This window comes from Actinacidiphila sp. DG2A-62, from assembly GCF_035825295.1.
Taxonomy (GTDB): domain Bacteria; phylum Actinomycetota; class Actinomycetes; order Streptomycetales; family Streptomycetaceae; genus Actinacidiphila.
Genome location: NZ_JAYMGI010000002.1, coordinates 4352072 through 4366995, shown reverse-complemented (window position 1 = coordinate 4366995; position 14924 = coordinate 4352072). Strand labels below are relative to the sequence as shown.

13 protein-coding genes and 2 pseudogenes are annotated in these 14924 nt (G+C 72.2%); 8 read left to right on the top strand and 7 right to left on the bottom strand.

The window, feature by feature from the left end; translation table 11 throughout:
* Positions 1-72: 72 nt before the first annotated feature.
* Positions 73-474: a PIN domain-containing protein gene (locus VSR01_RS19525; RefSeq protein ID WP_326450482.1), complete on the bottom strand. Its 402-nt coding sequence runs from the start codon at positions 472-474 to the stop codon at positions 73-75.
* Positions 471-719 (bottom strand): hypothetical protein, encoded by a 249-nt coding sequence (locus tag VSR01_RS19520; RefSeq protein WP_326450481.1) that lies wholly within the window; start codon positions 717-719, stop codon positions 471-473. The genes VSR01_RS19525 and VSR01_RS19520 overlap by 4 nt, the downstream gene beginning before the upstream one ends.
* Before the next feature lie 262 nt (positions 720-981).
* On the opposite strand from VSR01_RS19520, the pseudogene VSR01_RS37855 reads away from it, so the two are divergent.
* From VSR01_RS37855 to VSR01_RS19510, 3 genes and pseudogenes are all read left to right on the top strand, one after another.
* Positions 982-1074 (top strand): annotated as a pseudogene (locus VSR01_RS37855) (LLM class flavin-dependent oxidoreductase); the annotation flags it as partial.
* Positions 1075-1201: 127 nt separating this feature from the next.
* Entirely contained in the window at positions 1202-2242 is a 1041-nt protein-coding gene (locus VSR01_RS19515; protein ID WP_326450480.1) for an FG-GAP repeat domain-containing protein, read from the top strand.
* A gap of 219 nt (positions 2243-2461) precedes the next feature.
* On the top strand, positions 2462-3361 hold the full coding sequence (locus VSR01_RS19510) for an LLM class flavin-dependent oxidoreductase (RefSeq protein WP_326450479.1): 900 nt from the start codon (positions 2462-2464) through the stop codon (positions 3359-3361).
* Here the strand turns inward: VSR01_RS19510 and VSR01_RS19505 are convergent.
* From VSR01_RS19505 to VSR01_RS19495, 3 genes are all read right to left on the bottom strand, one after another.
* Positions 3354-4430 (bottom strand): MerR family transcriptional regulator, encoded by a 1077-nt coding sequence (locus VSR01_RS19505; RefSeq protein ID WP_326450478.1) that lies wholly within the window; start codon positions 4428-4430, stop codon positions 3354-3356. The two genes, VSR01_RS19510 and VSR01_RS19505, sit on opposite strands and share 8 nt — an antisense overlap.
* A 142-nt stretch (positions 4431-4572) precedes the next feature.
* Complete coding sequence (locus VSR01_RS19500; RefSeq protein WP_326450477.1) at positions 4573-5472, bottom strand: metal-dependent hydrolase; 900 nt, start codon at positions 5470-5472, stop codon at positions 4573-4575.
* 54 nt (positions 5473-5526) lie between these two features.
* A complete protein-coding gene (locus VSR01_RS19495) occupies positions 5527-7248 on the bottom strand; it encodes an SDR family oxidoreductase (RefSeq protein WP_442785490.1) in 1722 nt (573 codons plus the stop codon).
* A 396-nt stretch (positions 7249-7644) separates the two neighbouring features.
* Here VSR01_RS19495 and VSR01_RS19490 point away from each other — a divergent pair, with 396 nt between their 5' ends.
* The 5 genes from VSR01_RS19490 (at position 7645) to VSR01_RS19470 (ending at position 12218) form a co-directional block, all read left to right on the top strand.
* Positions 7645-8694 (top strand): ABC transporter ATP-binding protein, encoded by a 1050-nt coding sequence (locus VSR01_RS19490; RefSeq protein WP_326450476.1) that lies wholly within the window; start codon positions 7645-7647, stop codon positions 8692-8694.
* A 1-nt stretch (position 8695) separates the two neighbouring features.
* Positions 8696-9616 carry an ABC transporter permease subunit gene (locus VSR01_RS19485; protein WP_326453717.1) on the top strand — a complete coding sequence of 307 codons (921 nt, stop codon included), beginning with the start codon at positions 8696-8698 and terminating at the stop codon, positions 9614-9616.
* Entirely contained in the window at positions 9613-10584 is a 972-nt protein-coding gene (locus tag VSR01_RS19480; RefSeq protein ID WP_326450475.1) for an ABC transporter ATP-binding protein, read from the top strand. The genes VSR01_RS19485 and VSR01_RS19480 overlap by 4 nt, the downstream gene beginning before the upstream one ends.
* A 15-nt stretch (positions 10585-10599) precedes the next feature.
* Positions 10600-11379 carry an ABC transporter permease subunit gene (locus VSR01_RS19475; RefSeq protein ID WP_326450474.1) on the top strand — a complete coding sequence of 260 codons (780 nt, stop codon included), beginning with the start codon at positions 10600-10602 and terminating at the stop codon, positions 11377-11379.
* Positions 11380-11450: 71 nt separating this feature from the next.
* Positions 11451-12218: a rhomboid-like protein gene (locus VSR01_RS19470; RefSeq protein WP_326450473.1), complete on the top strand. Its 768-nt coding sequence runs from the start codon at positions 11451-11453 to the stop codon at positions 12216-12218.
* Here the strand turns inward: VSR01_RS19470 and VSR01_RS19465 are convergent.
* Positions 12139-12942: an HAD family hydrolase gene (locus tag VSR01_RS19465; protein WP_326453716.1), complete on the bottom strand. Its 804-nt coding sequence runs from the start codon at positions 12940-12942 to the stop codon at positions 12139-12141. The two genes, VSR01_RS19470 and VSR01_RS19465, sit on opposite strands and share 80 nt — an antisense overlap.
* A gap of 110 nt (positions 12943-13052) precedes the next feature.
* Positions 13053-14350, bottom strand: a pseudogene (serS, locus tag VSR01_RS19460) (serine--tRNA ligase).
* Between the last annotated feature and the right edge of the window lie 574 nt (positions 14351-14924).

Genomic DNA, 14924 nt, shown 5'->3' with positions numbered 1-14924 from the left:
TCCGGCTCGGCACCCTCGTGACGTCGGTCAAGCCTCTTTCATGCATCACGGCCTGACCTGCGATTTCAAGGCTCAGAGGCCGATGAGCCCGATCCGCTTGCCGCACAGGCGGGCCATGTCGTCCATGTCCGACGTCAGGAGGACCACGGGTCCGGTCTGCCGTAGCGCCACCTCCGCGACAGTCGCGTCGATGGCGTACTTGTGACCGTGCAGGCCGGCCGCCTTGAGCAGCCGCGCCGCCTCCTTGGCCGTCTGCTCGGTGACCGGCTCCACCTTGACCCGGGACAGGGTCCACTGGAGCCGTGGCATGTTCACGCGGGAGTGGCTGACCTCCACGATGGTGTTCGCGCTGATGACGAAATCCGCGCCCATCTCGTGGAACACCTTCAGCAGGCTGAGAACCTTCCGGTCCTGGGCGACCCAGGCTGACAGCCCCTCACTGTCCAGAACAACAGATTCGATGTGCCGATTCACGCGGCGCTCGCGCCACCCTCGGTCCCCGTCGCACCCGCGATACGCGCTCGGGCCTCGGCCAGCTCCTCTTCGCTGAAGGAGCCGTGCTCGTCCTCGTAGCTCCGCAGGTCGGCCCCGAGCAGTTGGTGTCTGATCTGACGGGCGACTGCCTCGGCTACATAGCCGGAGACGTTGTCCGTGAGCTTCTTCAGCTCTGCCACCTGCTCGGTCGGCAGCGTGACCGTGATCCGGGTCGTATCAGCCATACGGCGAGCATACCGCAGTATGCACGCCAGAGCCTTCCTTCCCGGTCACCGGGTGTGCAGCCTGTGAAGCAACCGGCGTGCGCTTCCGCTTCCTCAGCAGCCGGCCCAGCGTCGGTACGCCTCGACCCACTGCGCCCCGTCCGGAGGCGGCGGTGCGCGTTCGGTGGGCCGCGTTCCTCGGACAGCGGCCGACTGTTTCGTGCGCCGACGCCTTGCGGGCAAGCTGAAGCGCGGAGGGGGCCGACACAGGACCGCCGGCACGGCCGCGCCGACCCTGACGGCGGCCGCCGCCGTCACCGAGCGGGTGCGGCTCGGCACCCTCGTGACGTCAGACAGGCCGCGTTCACGCATCACGGCCTGGGCCGCGTGAAAATGTCGCAGGCCCCGGTCATCGTCCGGTTCTGGGGAAACTCCCTTGCTGCGAGTGGTGCCCTCGCGCATAAGGTGGCCAATCGAAAATCTTTACGAATAAAGGGAGTTACATGTTCCGTATTTCCCGCGACCCGGGTCCATGGCGTTCCATCGGCGCAGCGGTCGCCACTGCCGCAGCTCTGGGCGTGGTCGGTCTGACCTCGCCGGCGGCGACGGCAGCGGCGTCCGTCGGCACCACCGGCCGAGACCTCCCCGGCGATCTGAACGGCGACGGCACGAACGACATCTGGACCACGGACAGCAGCGGCCAGCTGCTGACGTACGCGGGACTGGGCGACGGGCGGTTCGCCGCCGCGGCGCCGGGCGGCGGGACGTTCACCGACGCCTCGGTCACCACTCGCGGCGACTGGGGCCAGGACGGGCACAACGACCTGGTGGCCCTCGAACCCGGTCCGCAGGGAGACAAGCAGCTGTGGGTCTATCCCAACGACGGCACCGGCGTGGTCGTCCCGACCGGTGTCGACGGCGGCGCGCAGCGGCTGAGCGTGCTCTGCCCGGCCGTCTCCGACCCCACGGATGACAACCCCGACGGCTGCGCCGTAGCGGACGACCACTGGTACGACGCGGACCAGGTCGTCGCGCCCGGCGACCTGAACGGGGACGATGCACCCGACCTCCTGGTCAAAGAGGGCAGCTCGCTGTGGGTGTACTACGGCGACCGCGCCACCAAGCGACTCGACCAGCACGGTGCGCCCGTACTCGTCAGCGCGAGCGGTTGGAATGGCGTGACCGTCGTCGCACCCGGCGACCTCAACGGCGACGGGCTGCCTGACCTGCTGCTGCGGGACGACGCCACCGGCGGCCTGTCGCGGGTCTACGGAGCGCCGGGCGCCGTCGCGGGCGTCCTCGACCCGACGTCCTGGGGCGCCTCGGACGCGCGGGTGGCGGTCGGCACCGGGCCGACGGCCGCCGTCTATCCGGTCCTCGCGTCGTCCGGCGACATCACGGGGGACGGCATCCCGGACCTGTGGGGCCGGGCGGCCAACGACACCGTGACCGGCTGGCCGGGCGTGGTGAGCGGCGGCGACTGGACGGGGACGGGCGGGGCGTTCCCCATCAGCGGCAGCAAGCACCGCCCGCACCACCAGTGACCGCAGGCACCACCTTCACCCTCTGTGCCGCGTGACGAGGCCGGTCTTCCAGGCCCCGCGGACCTCGCGGCTTCCGAACGCTGACACCGGGGCGGTCCCGGTACCCGAATCCTGGGTTACCGGAACCGCCCCGGCGCCGACGGCGTTGATTCGCCCGCCGCCCCTTCGGCCCCGCCGGGCGCGGAGGCGGTCCGAGGGCGGGGCCGTATCGTCGTCCTCATGCGCCTGAGCACTGTGATTCTTCCGATCTACCGTTGGGCCGAGGGCCGGAAGGTGTGGGCGGGGGCCGAGGAGCTGGGCTTCCACGCCGCCTACACCTACGACCATCTGTCGTGGCGGGAGCCGTTCCGCGACCGCACCTGGTTCGGCGCGATCCCCACCCTGACCGCCGCGGCCGCCGTGACCGACACCATCCGGCTCGGCACCCTCGTGACGTCCCCCAACTTCCGCCATCCCGTGCCGTTGGCGAAGGAGTTGATGACGCTGGACGACGTCAGCTCCGGGCGGGTGGTGCTGGGGATCGGGGCCGGGGGGACCGGGTTCGACGCGGTGGTGCTGGGACAGGAGCCTTGGTCGGCGCGGGAGCGGGCGGACCGGTTCGAGGAGTTCGTGGAGCTGCTGGACCGGCTGCTCACGCAAGGGGACATCACGTTCGGCGGCCGCTTCTACTCCGCGGTCGAGGCGCGCGACGTGCCCGGATGCGTGCAGAGTCCGCGGCTGCCGTTCGCCGTCGCCGCCACCGGGCCGCGCGGGATGCGGCTGGCCGCGAAGTTCGGGCAGTCCTGGGTGACCACCGGCGACCCCGCCCTGTACGAGACCGGCACCCCCAAGGAGTCCCTGGACGCCATCCGCGGCCAGGTCGACCGCCTCTCGGACGCCCTGCGCGACGCCGCCCGCGACCCCGAGTCCGTGCCGAAGATCCTCCTCACCGGCTTCACTCCTGACCGCGCCGCCCCCTTCGAGTCCCTGGACGCCTTCGTCGACTTCGCCGGCCGCCACGCCGAAGCCGGCATCACCGAGATCGTCCTGCACTGGCCGATCCCCGACTCACCAGACTTCGCCTACGACCACGCGACCTTCGAGCGCATCGCCGTCGAGGCCCCGGCGCAGCTCAGCTGAGCGGCTGGGCCCGACCGGGGGATCGGGGCGGCCGGGTGAGGGCGTCCATGCGGCGGGCGGCCACCTCGCGGTCGGCGGCTGCCGCGATGAACTCCGCGACGTGGGGGGCGCCGACCAGCTCCCGTACGGCTGCCACGGTCGCGGCCGGCAGCGTCACCTCCGCGGTGCCGGCTGCCGTGTCCGCTGCCCCGGCTGCCGCGGCTCCCGGGTCCGCGTCCGGTGCCGGGGGCGCGGTCGGGCGTGGCGGGGGCGAGGCCGGGGCGGTGCCCGGGGGCGAGGCGGGGGCCGTGCCCGGGAGCGGGGCCGCACCGGTCACCTCGGCCAGGTGGTGGCGGATGCGCGCCGTCGCCCGCAAGCCCATCGCCCGGGCCAGCTCCGCGTCGACCGTCTGCTGGGCCAGCGGGCGCAGGCGGCGGACCAGTTCGGTCGCTTCGGCGGCCTCGGCGTCGGACGGCGGGTGGTGGAGGAACCGCTCGAAGACGTACTCGGTGGTGAACTCCAGGAAGCGCTCCGAGATGTGCTCGACCTGGGCCCGCAGCTCCCGCAGGTGGCCGGTGATCGCGGTGAGGGGGACGCCCGCGGCGTGCAGTTCGACCGCCACGGCCAGCTCCTGGGGGCTGGGGACCAGGAACTCCCCGTCGCTGCCCGGCACCGGTTCGAGCACGCCGAGCTGCACCGCCTCCTCGACGGCCTGCTGGACCGCGGCCGGGTCCTCGAAGCCGCCGAACGCCCAGGCCAGCTCCTCCCGTCCCACCCGGGCCGGCCGCTCGTCCGACCACGGCCGGTCCACCTCTCCGACCAGCCCGAGCACACCGCCCAGGCCCGTCCCCGCATCCCAGGCGGCCAGCAGCTCCTTGATGCTGGCCAGGGTGTAGCCGCGCTCCAGCAGTTCGGCGATCTGCCGCAGCCGGGCCAGGTGGGTGTCCCCGTAGACGTTGGCCCGGCCGCTGCGGTCCGGTTTCGGCAGCAGCCCGCGGTCGGTGTAGGCGCGGATCGTGCGGACGGTCGTCCCGCTGAGCCGGGACAGGTCCTCGATCCGGTACGCGGGCTGCGCGTCGGCGGTGCTCACGCCTCGACTCCTCGGTGCTGTGCCCTCGGCGGGGCGGCCGGCCCTCGTCAGGCGGTGGTTCACGTGGCGGTTCAGACAGTGGTTCCGGTGGCGGTTCAAGCGGCGGTTCAGCGGGCGGTTCAGGCGGTGGTCCGGACGGGGGTCAGGACGCGGCCGCGGGTCCGGCCGACGCCCCCTGCGTCGCGGCCCGGGCCGCCGGGGATATCGCCAGATACTCCACGGCCTTGCGCATCGACCCCTCCTGGGACGGATGGTACGACCGCCGCAGGTAGCGCGGCATCGCGGCGTTCAGCGAGGCCCAGCTGGGGAGCAGACCCCGGCGGGCGGCGGCGCGGTGGTCCTTCAGGCGGTACCTCGCGCCGGACAGCCGCGGGTCGTTGCGGATCAGATACCGCGCGCCGGCGATCCACAGGTAGAGCAGGGCGGGCCACGCGAACGCCATTCCCTCGGCCCGCCGGAGGTAGCGCGGCAGGCCCTTGCCGCCCGCGTGCTGGTACATGTCGAACGCGACCGAGCGGTGTTCGACCTCCTCCGCGCCGTGCCAGCGCAGCAGGTCGAGCATCACCTCGTCGGTGCCGGCCTCGTCCAGGGCGTCGGCGTCCAGTATCCAGTCGCCGAGCACGGCGGTGAAGTGCTCGATCGCGGCGATCAGGGACAGCCGGAAGCGCAGCCATTCGCGCGGTGTGACCGGCAGCCGCAGCGGGGGCTTCTCGCCCAGCAGCACGTCGAACATCCACTCCACGTGCCGGGTGTAAGCGGAGGTGTCGAGGTCCTGCTCGGCGAGGTGTTCCAGGACGTAGGCGTGCTGCACGCTGTGCGTGGCCTCCTGGCCCATGAACCCCTTGACGTCCTTGAGCAGCTGCTCGTCGGTGACCATCGGCAGCGCTTCCTTGAACACCTTCACGAACCACCGCTCCCCCGCGGGCAGCAGGAGATGCAGCACGTTGATGACATGCGTCGCGGTCGGCTCGCCGGGAATCCAGTGCAGCGGTGTCCGCTGCCAGTCGAACGAGACCCGGCGCGGTCTGATCGCGTGGTTCATGGGACGGTCTCCTTCACGGCGGGGTGGGCGGGTTTCTGCGGGCGGGCGGGTGCGTCACAGCGGTGGTTCGACGCGGGCCAGCGCTCTCAGTGCGCCGGGGGACAGCCGGGACAGCAGGCGGGCGCCGCGCGCCTCGGGTGTCACCGGGACGACCGCGGTGTCCTGCAGCACCGCCCTGACGATCGCGCGGGCGACCTTCTCCGGCGGGTAGTTGCGGCGGGCGTAGAGCTTCGCGCTGCCGGCCCTGCGCCGCTCCTGCTCGGCCTCGTCGACCCCGACGTGCCGGGCGCTGCCGGTGATCGCGGTGTCGACCAGGCCGGGGCAGACCGCGGTGACGCCGATCGCGTGCGGCGCCAGCTCCGCGCGCAGGCACTCGCTGAGCATCAGCACCGCGGCCTTGGAGGTGCTGTACGCGGGCAGGGCGCGGGACGGCTGGAAGGCCGCGGCCGAGGCGGTGTTGACGATGTGGCCGCCCTGGCCGCGGTCGGTCATCTGCCGGCCGAAGAGCCGGCAGCCGTGGATGACGCCCCACAGGTTGACGTCGAGGACCTGTTTCCAGTCCTCCGGCGTGGTGTCGAGGAAGCGGCCGGCCAGCCCGATGCCCGCGTTGTTCACCACTACGTCGGGCACGCCGTGCGCGTCGCGGGTGCGGGCGGCGAGCTTCTCCATCGCCTCGGCGTCCGAGACGTCGACGGTCTCCGGCCAGGCGTCGGCCGCGCCCCTGCCGCGGGCCAGCGCGGCGGTGCGGGCCGCGCCCTCGCCGTTCCGGTCGACCGCGATCACGCGCGCCCCGGCCTCGGCGAACGCCAGCGCGGTGGCCCGGCCGATGCCGCTGGCCGCGCCGGTCACCAGCACGAGCTGCCCGGCGAACCGCTGCCGGGCCGCCTCCAGCCCCCGCCCGAGGATCTGGGAACCGGCGGCTGCGGCGGCCTTGCCGCGCCCGCCGGCTCGCGCTGCGGACTCCGTACCCGCCTCCACACCGGTCACGAAGTCGGCGATCCATCGCGAGACCTGGTCCGGGCGGGAGCGCGGCACCCAGTGCTTGGCCGGCAGGGTGCGCCGGGTCAGCCGCGGCGCCCAGCGCTCCAGGTCGTCGTAGAGGTGCTCGGACAGGAAGGCGTCACCGGTCGGGGTGATGAGCTGCACCGGCACGTGGGCGTACGCGTCCTCGCGCGGACTGCCCAGCCGGCGGCGGACGTTGTCCCGGTACAGCCACGCGCCGTGTGCGGCGTCGTCCCCGAGGGAGGCGGTCGGGTAGCCCTCGGAGGGGACTTTCTCTGCTCGGGCGAGCATCCTGGGCCACGCTCTGCCGAGGGCGCCGCGCCAGGCCAGTTCGGGCAGCACGGGAGTGTGCAGGGCGTAGACGTACCAGGACTTCGCGCCCTGGCCGATCAGCTGGGCGGCGTGCCGCGGGGTGGGACGGCGGGCCCGGCGGCGGATCCAGTGGCCGAAGTGGTCGAGGCTCGGCCCGGAGATCGAGGTGAAGGAGGCGATCCTGCCGCGGGTGGCGGGCACGGTCGCGAACTCCCAGCCCTGCACCGAGCCCCAGTCGTGCCCGACCAGGTGCAGCGGACGTCCGGGACTGACGGCGTCGGCCACGGCGAGGAAGTCGGCGGTCAGCTTCTCCAGCGTGAAGCCGCCCTTCAGCGGTGACGGCGCGCCGGACCGGCCGTGGCCGCGCACGTCGTAGACGACCACGTGGAAGCGGTCGGCGAGCCGCGCGGCGACCTCGGACCAGACCTCCTTGCTGTCCGGATAGCCGTGCAGCAGCAGCACCGTCGGCCGGTCGGCCCCCGCGCCGCCGGCCCGACATCCGCGTCCTCCGTATCCGCGCCCGCGCCCGTGCGCACGCCCGCGCCCGTATCCGCGCCCGCGTCCGCGCCCGCGAGTCCGTACTCCGCGACGCACAGCCGGACGCCGTCCGCGCCCGTGACGACATGCTCGCGCGGGCCGTGCTCCTCGGCGCTCATGCCCCTCACCCCCTGCTTCCGCTCCCTCACGCACACGATGACATCGATCAATGTGACAGCAGTCGATGAGAGGGTCAAGACCCCCTCGCAGCCTGTGGAAAACCCTGACCCTGACATCCGCCACTCGAACGGATGACCTACCCCTACGGGTCGTCAGACCCCAGAACTACTCGGATTGACTCCCCCGGGCTGACGTGCCGGTGTGGCGCAGGCCACTAGCGTCGGGGACGTGAATGTGATCGCTACCGAAAGCCTGAGCAAGCGGTACCCGCGGGTGACCGCTCTGGACCGGCTGACCGTGGACGTCACCACCGGCGTGACCGGACTGGTGGGGGCCAACGGCGCCGGAAAATCGACGCTCATCAAGATCCTGCTGGGCCTGTCCCCGGCGACCGAGGGTCGTGCCGCCGTGCTCGGACTCGACGTGGCCACCGACGGCGCCGAGATCCGCGGCCTCGTCGGCTACATGCCCGAGCACGACTGCCTGCCGCCCGACGTGTCGGCCACCGAGTTCGTCGTGCACATGGCCCGGATGTCCGGGCTGCCGCCGACCGCGGCCCGCGAGCGGACCGCCGACACACTGCGCCACGTCGGTCTGTACGAGGAACGGTACCGCCCGATGGGCGGCTACTCCACGGGCATGAAACAGCGCGTCAAGCTCGCCCAGGCCCTGGTCCACGACCCGAAGCTGGTGCTGCTCGACGAGCCGACCAACGGCCTGGACCCGGTGGGCCGGGACGAGATGCTGGGCCTGATCCGCCGCGTGCACAGCGACTTCGGCATCTCGGTGCTCGTCACCTCGCACCTGCTCGGCGAGCTGGAGCGGACCAGCGACCACATCGTCGTCATCGACGGCGGCCGGCTGCTGCGGGCCTCCACCACCAGCGACTTCACCCAGGCCACCGCCTCGCTCGCGGTCGAGGTGACCGACCGCGAGCAGGAGCTGGCCGCCGCGCTGACCGCCGCCGGCCTGACCGCGCAAGCCGAGGGCCACCTGCTGCACATCGACATAGCGGACGACGAGACCTACGACGTGGTGCGCGACGCGGTGGCGCAGCTCGGGGTCGGTCTGATCCGGATGGAGCAGCGCCGCCACCGCATCGCCGAGCTCTTCACGGGCGCGCAGAAGGACGCGCGGCAGGAAGAGCACGAGGAGAGCGCGGCGAAGACAGAGAAGACAGAGAGACCAGAGAAGCCAGAGAAGCCAGCGAAGGCGGAGAAGAAGGAAGGAGAAGGCCGTGACGCAGCCTGACGTGGCGAATCCGGCGGGACCGCCGCCGGGCCCGCCGCCCGCACCCACCGACGTCATCCACAACATCGGCTACCGCGAGTACACCGGCGCGCGGCTCGGCCGCGGCTACGCACGGCAGTCGCTGTTCAGCCAGAGCCTGCGCGGCGCGTACGGCCTGGGCCGCAGCGCCAAGTCCAAGGTGCTGCCGATGATCCTGCTGGGCGTGATGTGCGCGCCCGCCCTGATCATGGTGGCGGTGGCGGTCTTCACCCACATGGACAAACTGCCGGTCGACTACACCCGCTACGCGGTGCTGCTGCAGGCGGTGATCACGCTCTTCGTGGCCGCGCAGGCGCCGCAGTCGGTCTCGCGCGACCTGCGCTTCAAGACCACGCCGCTGTACTTCTCCCGGCCCATCGAACGCGTCGACTACGTGGTCGCCAAGTTCGCCGCGCTGGCCACCGCGCTGTTCATGCTGACCGCGCTGCCCCTGCTCATCCTCTATGTCGGCGCGCTGCTGGCGAAGCTCGACTTCACCGACCAGACCGCCGGGTTCGCGAAGGGCCTGGTGTCCGTCCTGCTGCTGTCGCTGCTGTTCGCCGGGATAGGTCTGGTCGTCGCGGCCGTCACGCCCCGCCGCGGCTTCGGGGTCGCCGCGATCATCGCCCTGTTCGTGATCACCTACGGCGCGGTCTCCAGCGTCCAGGGCGTCGCCCAGAGCCAGGAGAACTACGACGTCATCGGCTGGCTCGGCCTGTTCTCGCCGATCACGCTGATCGACGGCTTCCAGACCTGGTTCCTCGGCGCGACCTCGGCCTTCCCGCACGCCTCGGGTCCGCCGAACGCGGCGGCCGGCGTCGCGTACCTGCTCGTGATCCTCGCCATCGTGGCCGGCTGCTTCGGCCTGCTGATGCGCCGTTACCGGAAGGTGGGCCTGTCGTGACGACGATCGGCATCGACAAGGTGTCCCGCTGGTTCGGCAACGTGGTGGCGGTCAACGACGTCTCCATGACCATCGGCCCCGGCGTCACCGGGCTGCTGGGGCCCAACGGCGCGGGCAAGTCCACCCTGATCAACATGATGGCGGGCTTCCTCGCCCCGTCCACCGGCGCGGTCACCCTCGACGGCGTCCCCATCTGGCGCAACGAGCAGGCGTACCGCGAGATCGGCATCGTGCCCGAGCGGGAGGCGATGTACGACTTCCTGACCGCGCGCGAGTTCGTCGTCGCCAACGCCGAGCTGCACGGGCTGCCCGACCCCGAGGCCGCGGCGCGCCGGGCGCTGGCCACCGTCGAGATGGAGTACGCGCAGGACCGCAGGATCGAGACGTACAGCAAGGGCATGCGGCAGCGCGCCAAGATGGCCTCCGCGCTGGTCCACGAGCCGTCGGTGCTGCTGCTGGACGAGCCGTTCAACGGCATGGACCCGCGGCAGCGGCTGCAGCTGATGGAGCTGCTGCGGCGGATGGGCGCGGACGGCAGGACCGTGCTGTTCTCCTCGCACATCCTGGAGGAGGTCGAGCAGCTCGCCCACCACATCGAGGTGGTGGTGGCCGGACGGCACGCCGCGTCCGGCGACTTCCGCAAGATCCGCCGGCTGATGACCGACCGCCCGCACCGCTACCTGGTCCGCTCCAGCGACGACCGCAAGCTGGCCTCCCTGCTCATCGCCCACGCCTCGACCGCCGGCATCGAGCTGGACTGGGCCGAGGACGGGAGGGGTGGCGCGCAGCGCCTCGCTGGAGGGGCGGCGGCGGGAGACGGGCGGGCGTTGCGCGTCCAGGCGATCGACTTCGCCGGGTTCACCGAGTTCCTGCCGCGAATCGCCCGCGACCACGGCATCAGGCTCTACGCGGTCTCGCCGTCCGACGAATCCCTGGAGAGCGTCTTCTCCTACCTGGTCACGGCGTAAAGGAGCGCACCCACCATGACCACCACCACCGCGCGTCCCCGGCCCGGACGCACCGCGCCGCCCGCGGGCCCCGCGCTCTTCCACCCGACCGTCGCCCGGCTCACTCAGCGCGGCCTGCTCGGCCGCCGCCGTGCCCTGCTGCTGCTCGCGCTGCCGCTGCTCCTGCTGGTCATCGTCGCCGCGGTCCGCGCGCTGGCGGGGCAGGACGACGGCACCACCGCCGACCTGCTGCGCAGCTTCGCGCTGGCCGCGATGGTGCCGCTGATCGGGGTGATCGCCGGCACCGGCGCGATCGGTCCGGAGATCGACGACGGCTCGATCGTCTACCTGCTGGCCAAGCCGATCCGGCGTTCCACGATCATCGCCACGAAACTGCTGGTCGCGATAGGCGTGACGGCCGCGTTCTGCGCGATCCCCACGCTGATCGCCGGAGTCGTGCTGAACGGCAACGGGCAGCGGCTCGCCGTCGCGTTCGCGGTCGCCGCGGCCGTCGCGTCGGTCGCCTACGCGGCGATCTTCCTGATGCTCGGGGTGATCACCCGGCACGCGGTGGTCGTCGGCCTGGTCTACGCGCTGGTCTGGGAGGGCGTGATCGGGAATCTGGTGCCGGGCGCGCGCACGCTGAGCGTCCAGCAGTGGTCGCTGGCCGTCGCGCAGAAGATCGCGGAGAACTCCACGGTGACCTCGGACGTGTCGCTGCCCACCGCGATCGTGCTGCTGGTGGCGGCCACCGCGGCGGCCACCTGGTTCGCCACCGCCAAGCTGCGCACGCTGAAGCTGGCCGGCGAGGAGTGAGGAGGAGCGGAGAAAGGCGCCGGACAACCGCCCGCCCGGCGCCGGCGCGGCCGGGCGGTTACAACTGAAGCGTGGTCCACGACGCCGAGCAGACCCCGCAGCCGCCGCAGGGCCGCGTGCTCCTGCCGGCGCTGCGGCTGCTCGCCCCGGGCCCGGACGGCGCGCGGGCGCGGGGCGAGTCGGTCCGCCTGGCCGCGGCACGGGTGCGGGCCACGCCCGGCACCCACATATGGCTGCTGATCCTGGCCGTCACCAGCGTGACCGCGGCCGGCATGTCCCCGCACCTTCGCTCGTACCTGCTGCACAGCGTCAGCACCAACCTCGTCGAGCTGCACCGTCACCCGATCCGCGTACTGGTGGCCAGTGCGCTGTGGATCGAGCCGCCGTCTGGCTTCCTCTTCTACGCGGTGCTGTTCGAGCTGGTGCACGCGACCGCCGAGCGCTGGCTGGGCACCGCGCGCTGGCTGCTGGTCGCGGCGGTGGCGCACATCGGCGCGACGCTGGTCAGCCAGAAGGCGGTGTTCTTCGGCATCCGCGACGACCGGCTGCCCGGCTCGCTCGCGCACACCGTCGACATAGGGGTCAGCTACGGCCTGGCGGGCGTGGTCGGCGTCCTGGCCTACCGGGTGCCGCGCCCGTGGCGCTGGGGCTATCTGGCCGTGGTGCTGCCGTTCTTCGCCGTGCCGGTGCTGGACGACGGCAGTTTCACCGACCTCGGTCACCTCAGCGCGGTGCTGATCGGGCTGTGCTGCTACGGCGTCACGCCGCCGACCCCCGCGGCGGCCCGAACAGCCGGTGCAGCACCGCCGCGATCCCGTCCTCGTCGTTGGACGCGGTGACCTCGTCGGCGACTGCCTTCAGTTCCGGATGGGCGTTGGCCATGGCCACGCCGCGGCCGGCCCAGCGGAGCATCGGCACGTCGTTGGGCATGTCGCCGAAGGCGATGGTCTGCGCCGCGGTGACGCCGAGCCGGCGGGCGGCCAGCGACAGGCCGGTGGCCTTGGTCAGCCCGAGCGGCAGCAGTTCCACGATGCGCTCGCCGGCCACCATCACCCCCACCAGGTCGCCGGCCGCGGCGTGCGCGGCCCGCGCGAGGGCGTCGTCGTCCAGGCCGCCCGGGTGCTGGATGTAGAGCTTGGTGATCGGCTCGGCCCACAGGTCCGCGGCGTCCCGCAGGTGCAGCACCGGAAGCTCCGGGTGGTAGACGTAGCCCTCGCCGACCACGACCTCGCCGGTCAGGCCGTCCCGGCTGGCGGCCACCGCGAGCGGGCCGACCTCCGCCTCGATCTTGGCCAGCGCCAGCACGGCGGTCCTGCGGTCCAGCGTCACCGAGGTGAGCAGGCGGCCGGCCGCGGCGTCGTACAACTGCGCGCCCTGCCCGCACACCGCCAGGCCCCGGTAGCCGAGGTCGTCCAGCACGTGCCGGGTCCACGGCACCGAGCGGCCGGTGACCACGATGTGCGCGGCGCCCGCGGCCGTCGCCGCGGCCAGCGCGTCGCGCGAGGCCTGCGAGATCGTGCCGTCGCTGCGCAGCAGCGTGCCGTCCAGGTCGGTCGCGACCATCCGGTACGCCACCGGAACCGCGACCGGCGCCGCCACGTCGGCCGCCTCGGCGACGCCCGTCACCGCGTCCGCCGCGTCCGCCGTCCCCGTCGACTCCGACGCCCCCCGCGTCACTTCGCCGCGACCGGCGCCGCGCCCGCGACCGGCTCCAGCACCTCGCGACCGCCCAGGTAGGGGCGGAGCAGCTCGGGCACCCGGACCGAGCCGTCGGCGAGCTGGTGGTTCTCCAGGATCGCGACGATGGTCCGGGACACCGCGCACAGTGTGCCGTTGAGGGTGTGCAGCGGCCGGGTGCCGTCGGCGTCGCGCTGTCGGATGTTCGCCGGCGGGCCTGGAACGCCGTGGTGTTCGACGTCGAGGTCAGCTCGCGGTACTTGCCCTGGGTGGGGATCCACGCCTCGCAGTCGAACTTCCGCGACGCCGACGAGCCGAGGTCGCCCGACGCCAGCTCGATCACCTGGAACGGCAGCTCCAGCGAGCTGAGCCACTGCTTCTCCCAGGCCAGCAGCCGCTGGTGCTCGGCCTCGGACTCCTCCGGCGTCGTGTAGACGAACATCTCCACCTTCTCGAACTGGTGGACCCGGAAGATGCCGCGGGTGTCCTTGCCGTACGAACCCGCCTCGCGGCGGTAGCACGAGGAGTAGCCGGCGTAGCGCAGCGGCAGCCGGCCGGCGTCGATGATCTCGTCCATGTGGTACGCGGCGAGCGGGACCTCGGAGGTGCCGACCAGGTAGAGGTCGTCGCTGTCGAGGTGGTAGACGTCGTCCGCGACCTGCCCGAGGTAGCCGGTGCCGGCCATGGCGGCGGGCTTGACCAGGTTCGGGGTGAGCACCGGGGTGAAGCCGGCCTCGGTGGCCTGCGCGATCGCCGCGTTGACCAGGGCCAGCTCCAGCAGCGCGCCGACGCCGGTCAGGTAGTAGAAGCGCGACCCGGACACCTTGGCGCCGCGCTCGGTGTCGATGGCGCCGAGCAGCTCGCCCAGCTCCAGGTGGTCCCTGGGCGCGAAGCCCTCGGCGGCGAAGTCGCGCGGCGTGCCGTGCTGCTCCAGGACGACGAAGTCCTCCTCGCCGCCGACGGGCACGTCGGGGTGCACCACGTTGCCGAGTTTGAGCAGCAGCTCGTGGGCCTGCTCGGCCGCCTCGTGCTGCGCGGCGTCGGCCGCCTTGACCGCGTCGGCCAGCTCCTTGGTGCGGGCCAGCAGCTCCGCCTTCTCCTCGCCGGACGCCTTCGGGATCAGCTTGCCCAGCTGCTTCTGCTCGGCGCGCAGTTCGTCGAAGCGGGTACTGGAGGACCTGCGGCGCTCGTCGGCGGCGAGGAGGGAGTCGACGAGTGCGACGTCCTCTCCACGGGCGCGCTGCGAGGCGCGCACACGGTCGGGGTCCTCACGGAGCAGGCGTAGGTCGATCACGGCACAAGGCTACCGGGGCGCGGGCCCCGCCGCGACAACTTAAGAGACCAAATGAAGGCTTATGTCCGGTTCGGCGGAAAAGCGAGAAAAGCCGCGAACGTCAGGAGAAAACCCCGCGTCAACGCTATTCTGACGATCCCTCCTCCGGGCCTCCCGTCCTGTGGAGAACCGGGTCGTACGCGGCCCGGCGGCGGCTCCCCGGCGGGCCGGCGGCGGCTCGGCAAGGTCGTCCGGAGCAGAGTTATCCACAGGCCGGGCGGAGATTTCCGCACCTTGTCCACAGGGTGTGGGGAAGATCTGTGGAGAAGTGCGGAGATCAATTCCACGGGCCCGGTGGTCGGCTATGGATTCCCCGTTCAAACCCGCTCCACACTCTCTTTGGAGTGAGAAGTGTTCCCCCGCAAGGATTCAGTGGGGGAATTGGGGTGACGCGGGGTGACCTGAGTCACTGTGGACGCGTCCGCTGCCTGTGTAGCTATTTGTCGACCATGTCCGTTTCGACCCGCGCGCTGTGTCGACAAGTCAGCAAGTTACCCACAGCCCCGCCGGGCCGGCCTGTGGATAACCCGGTGGA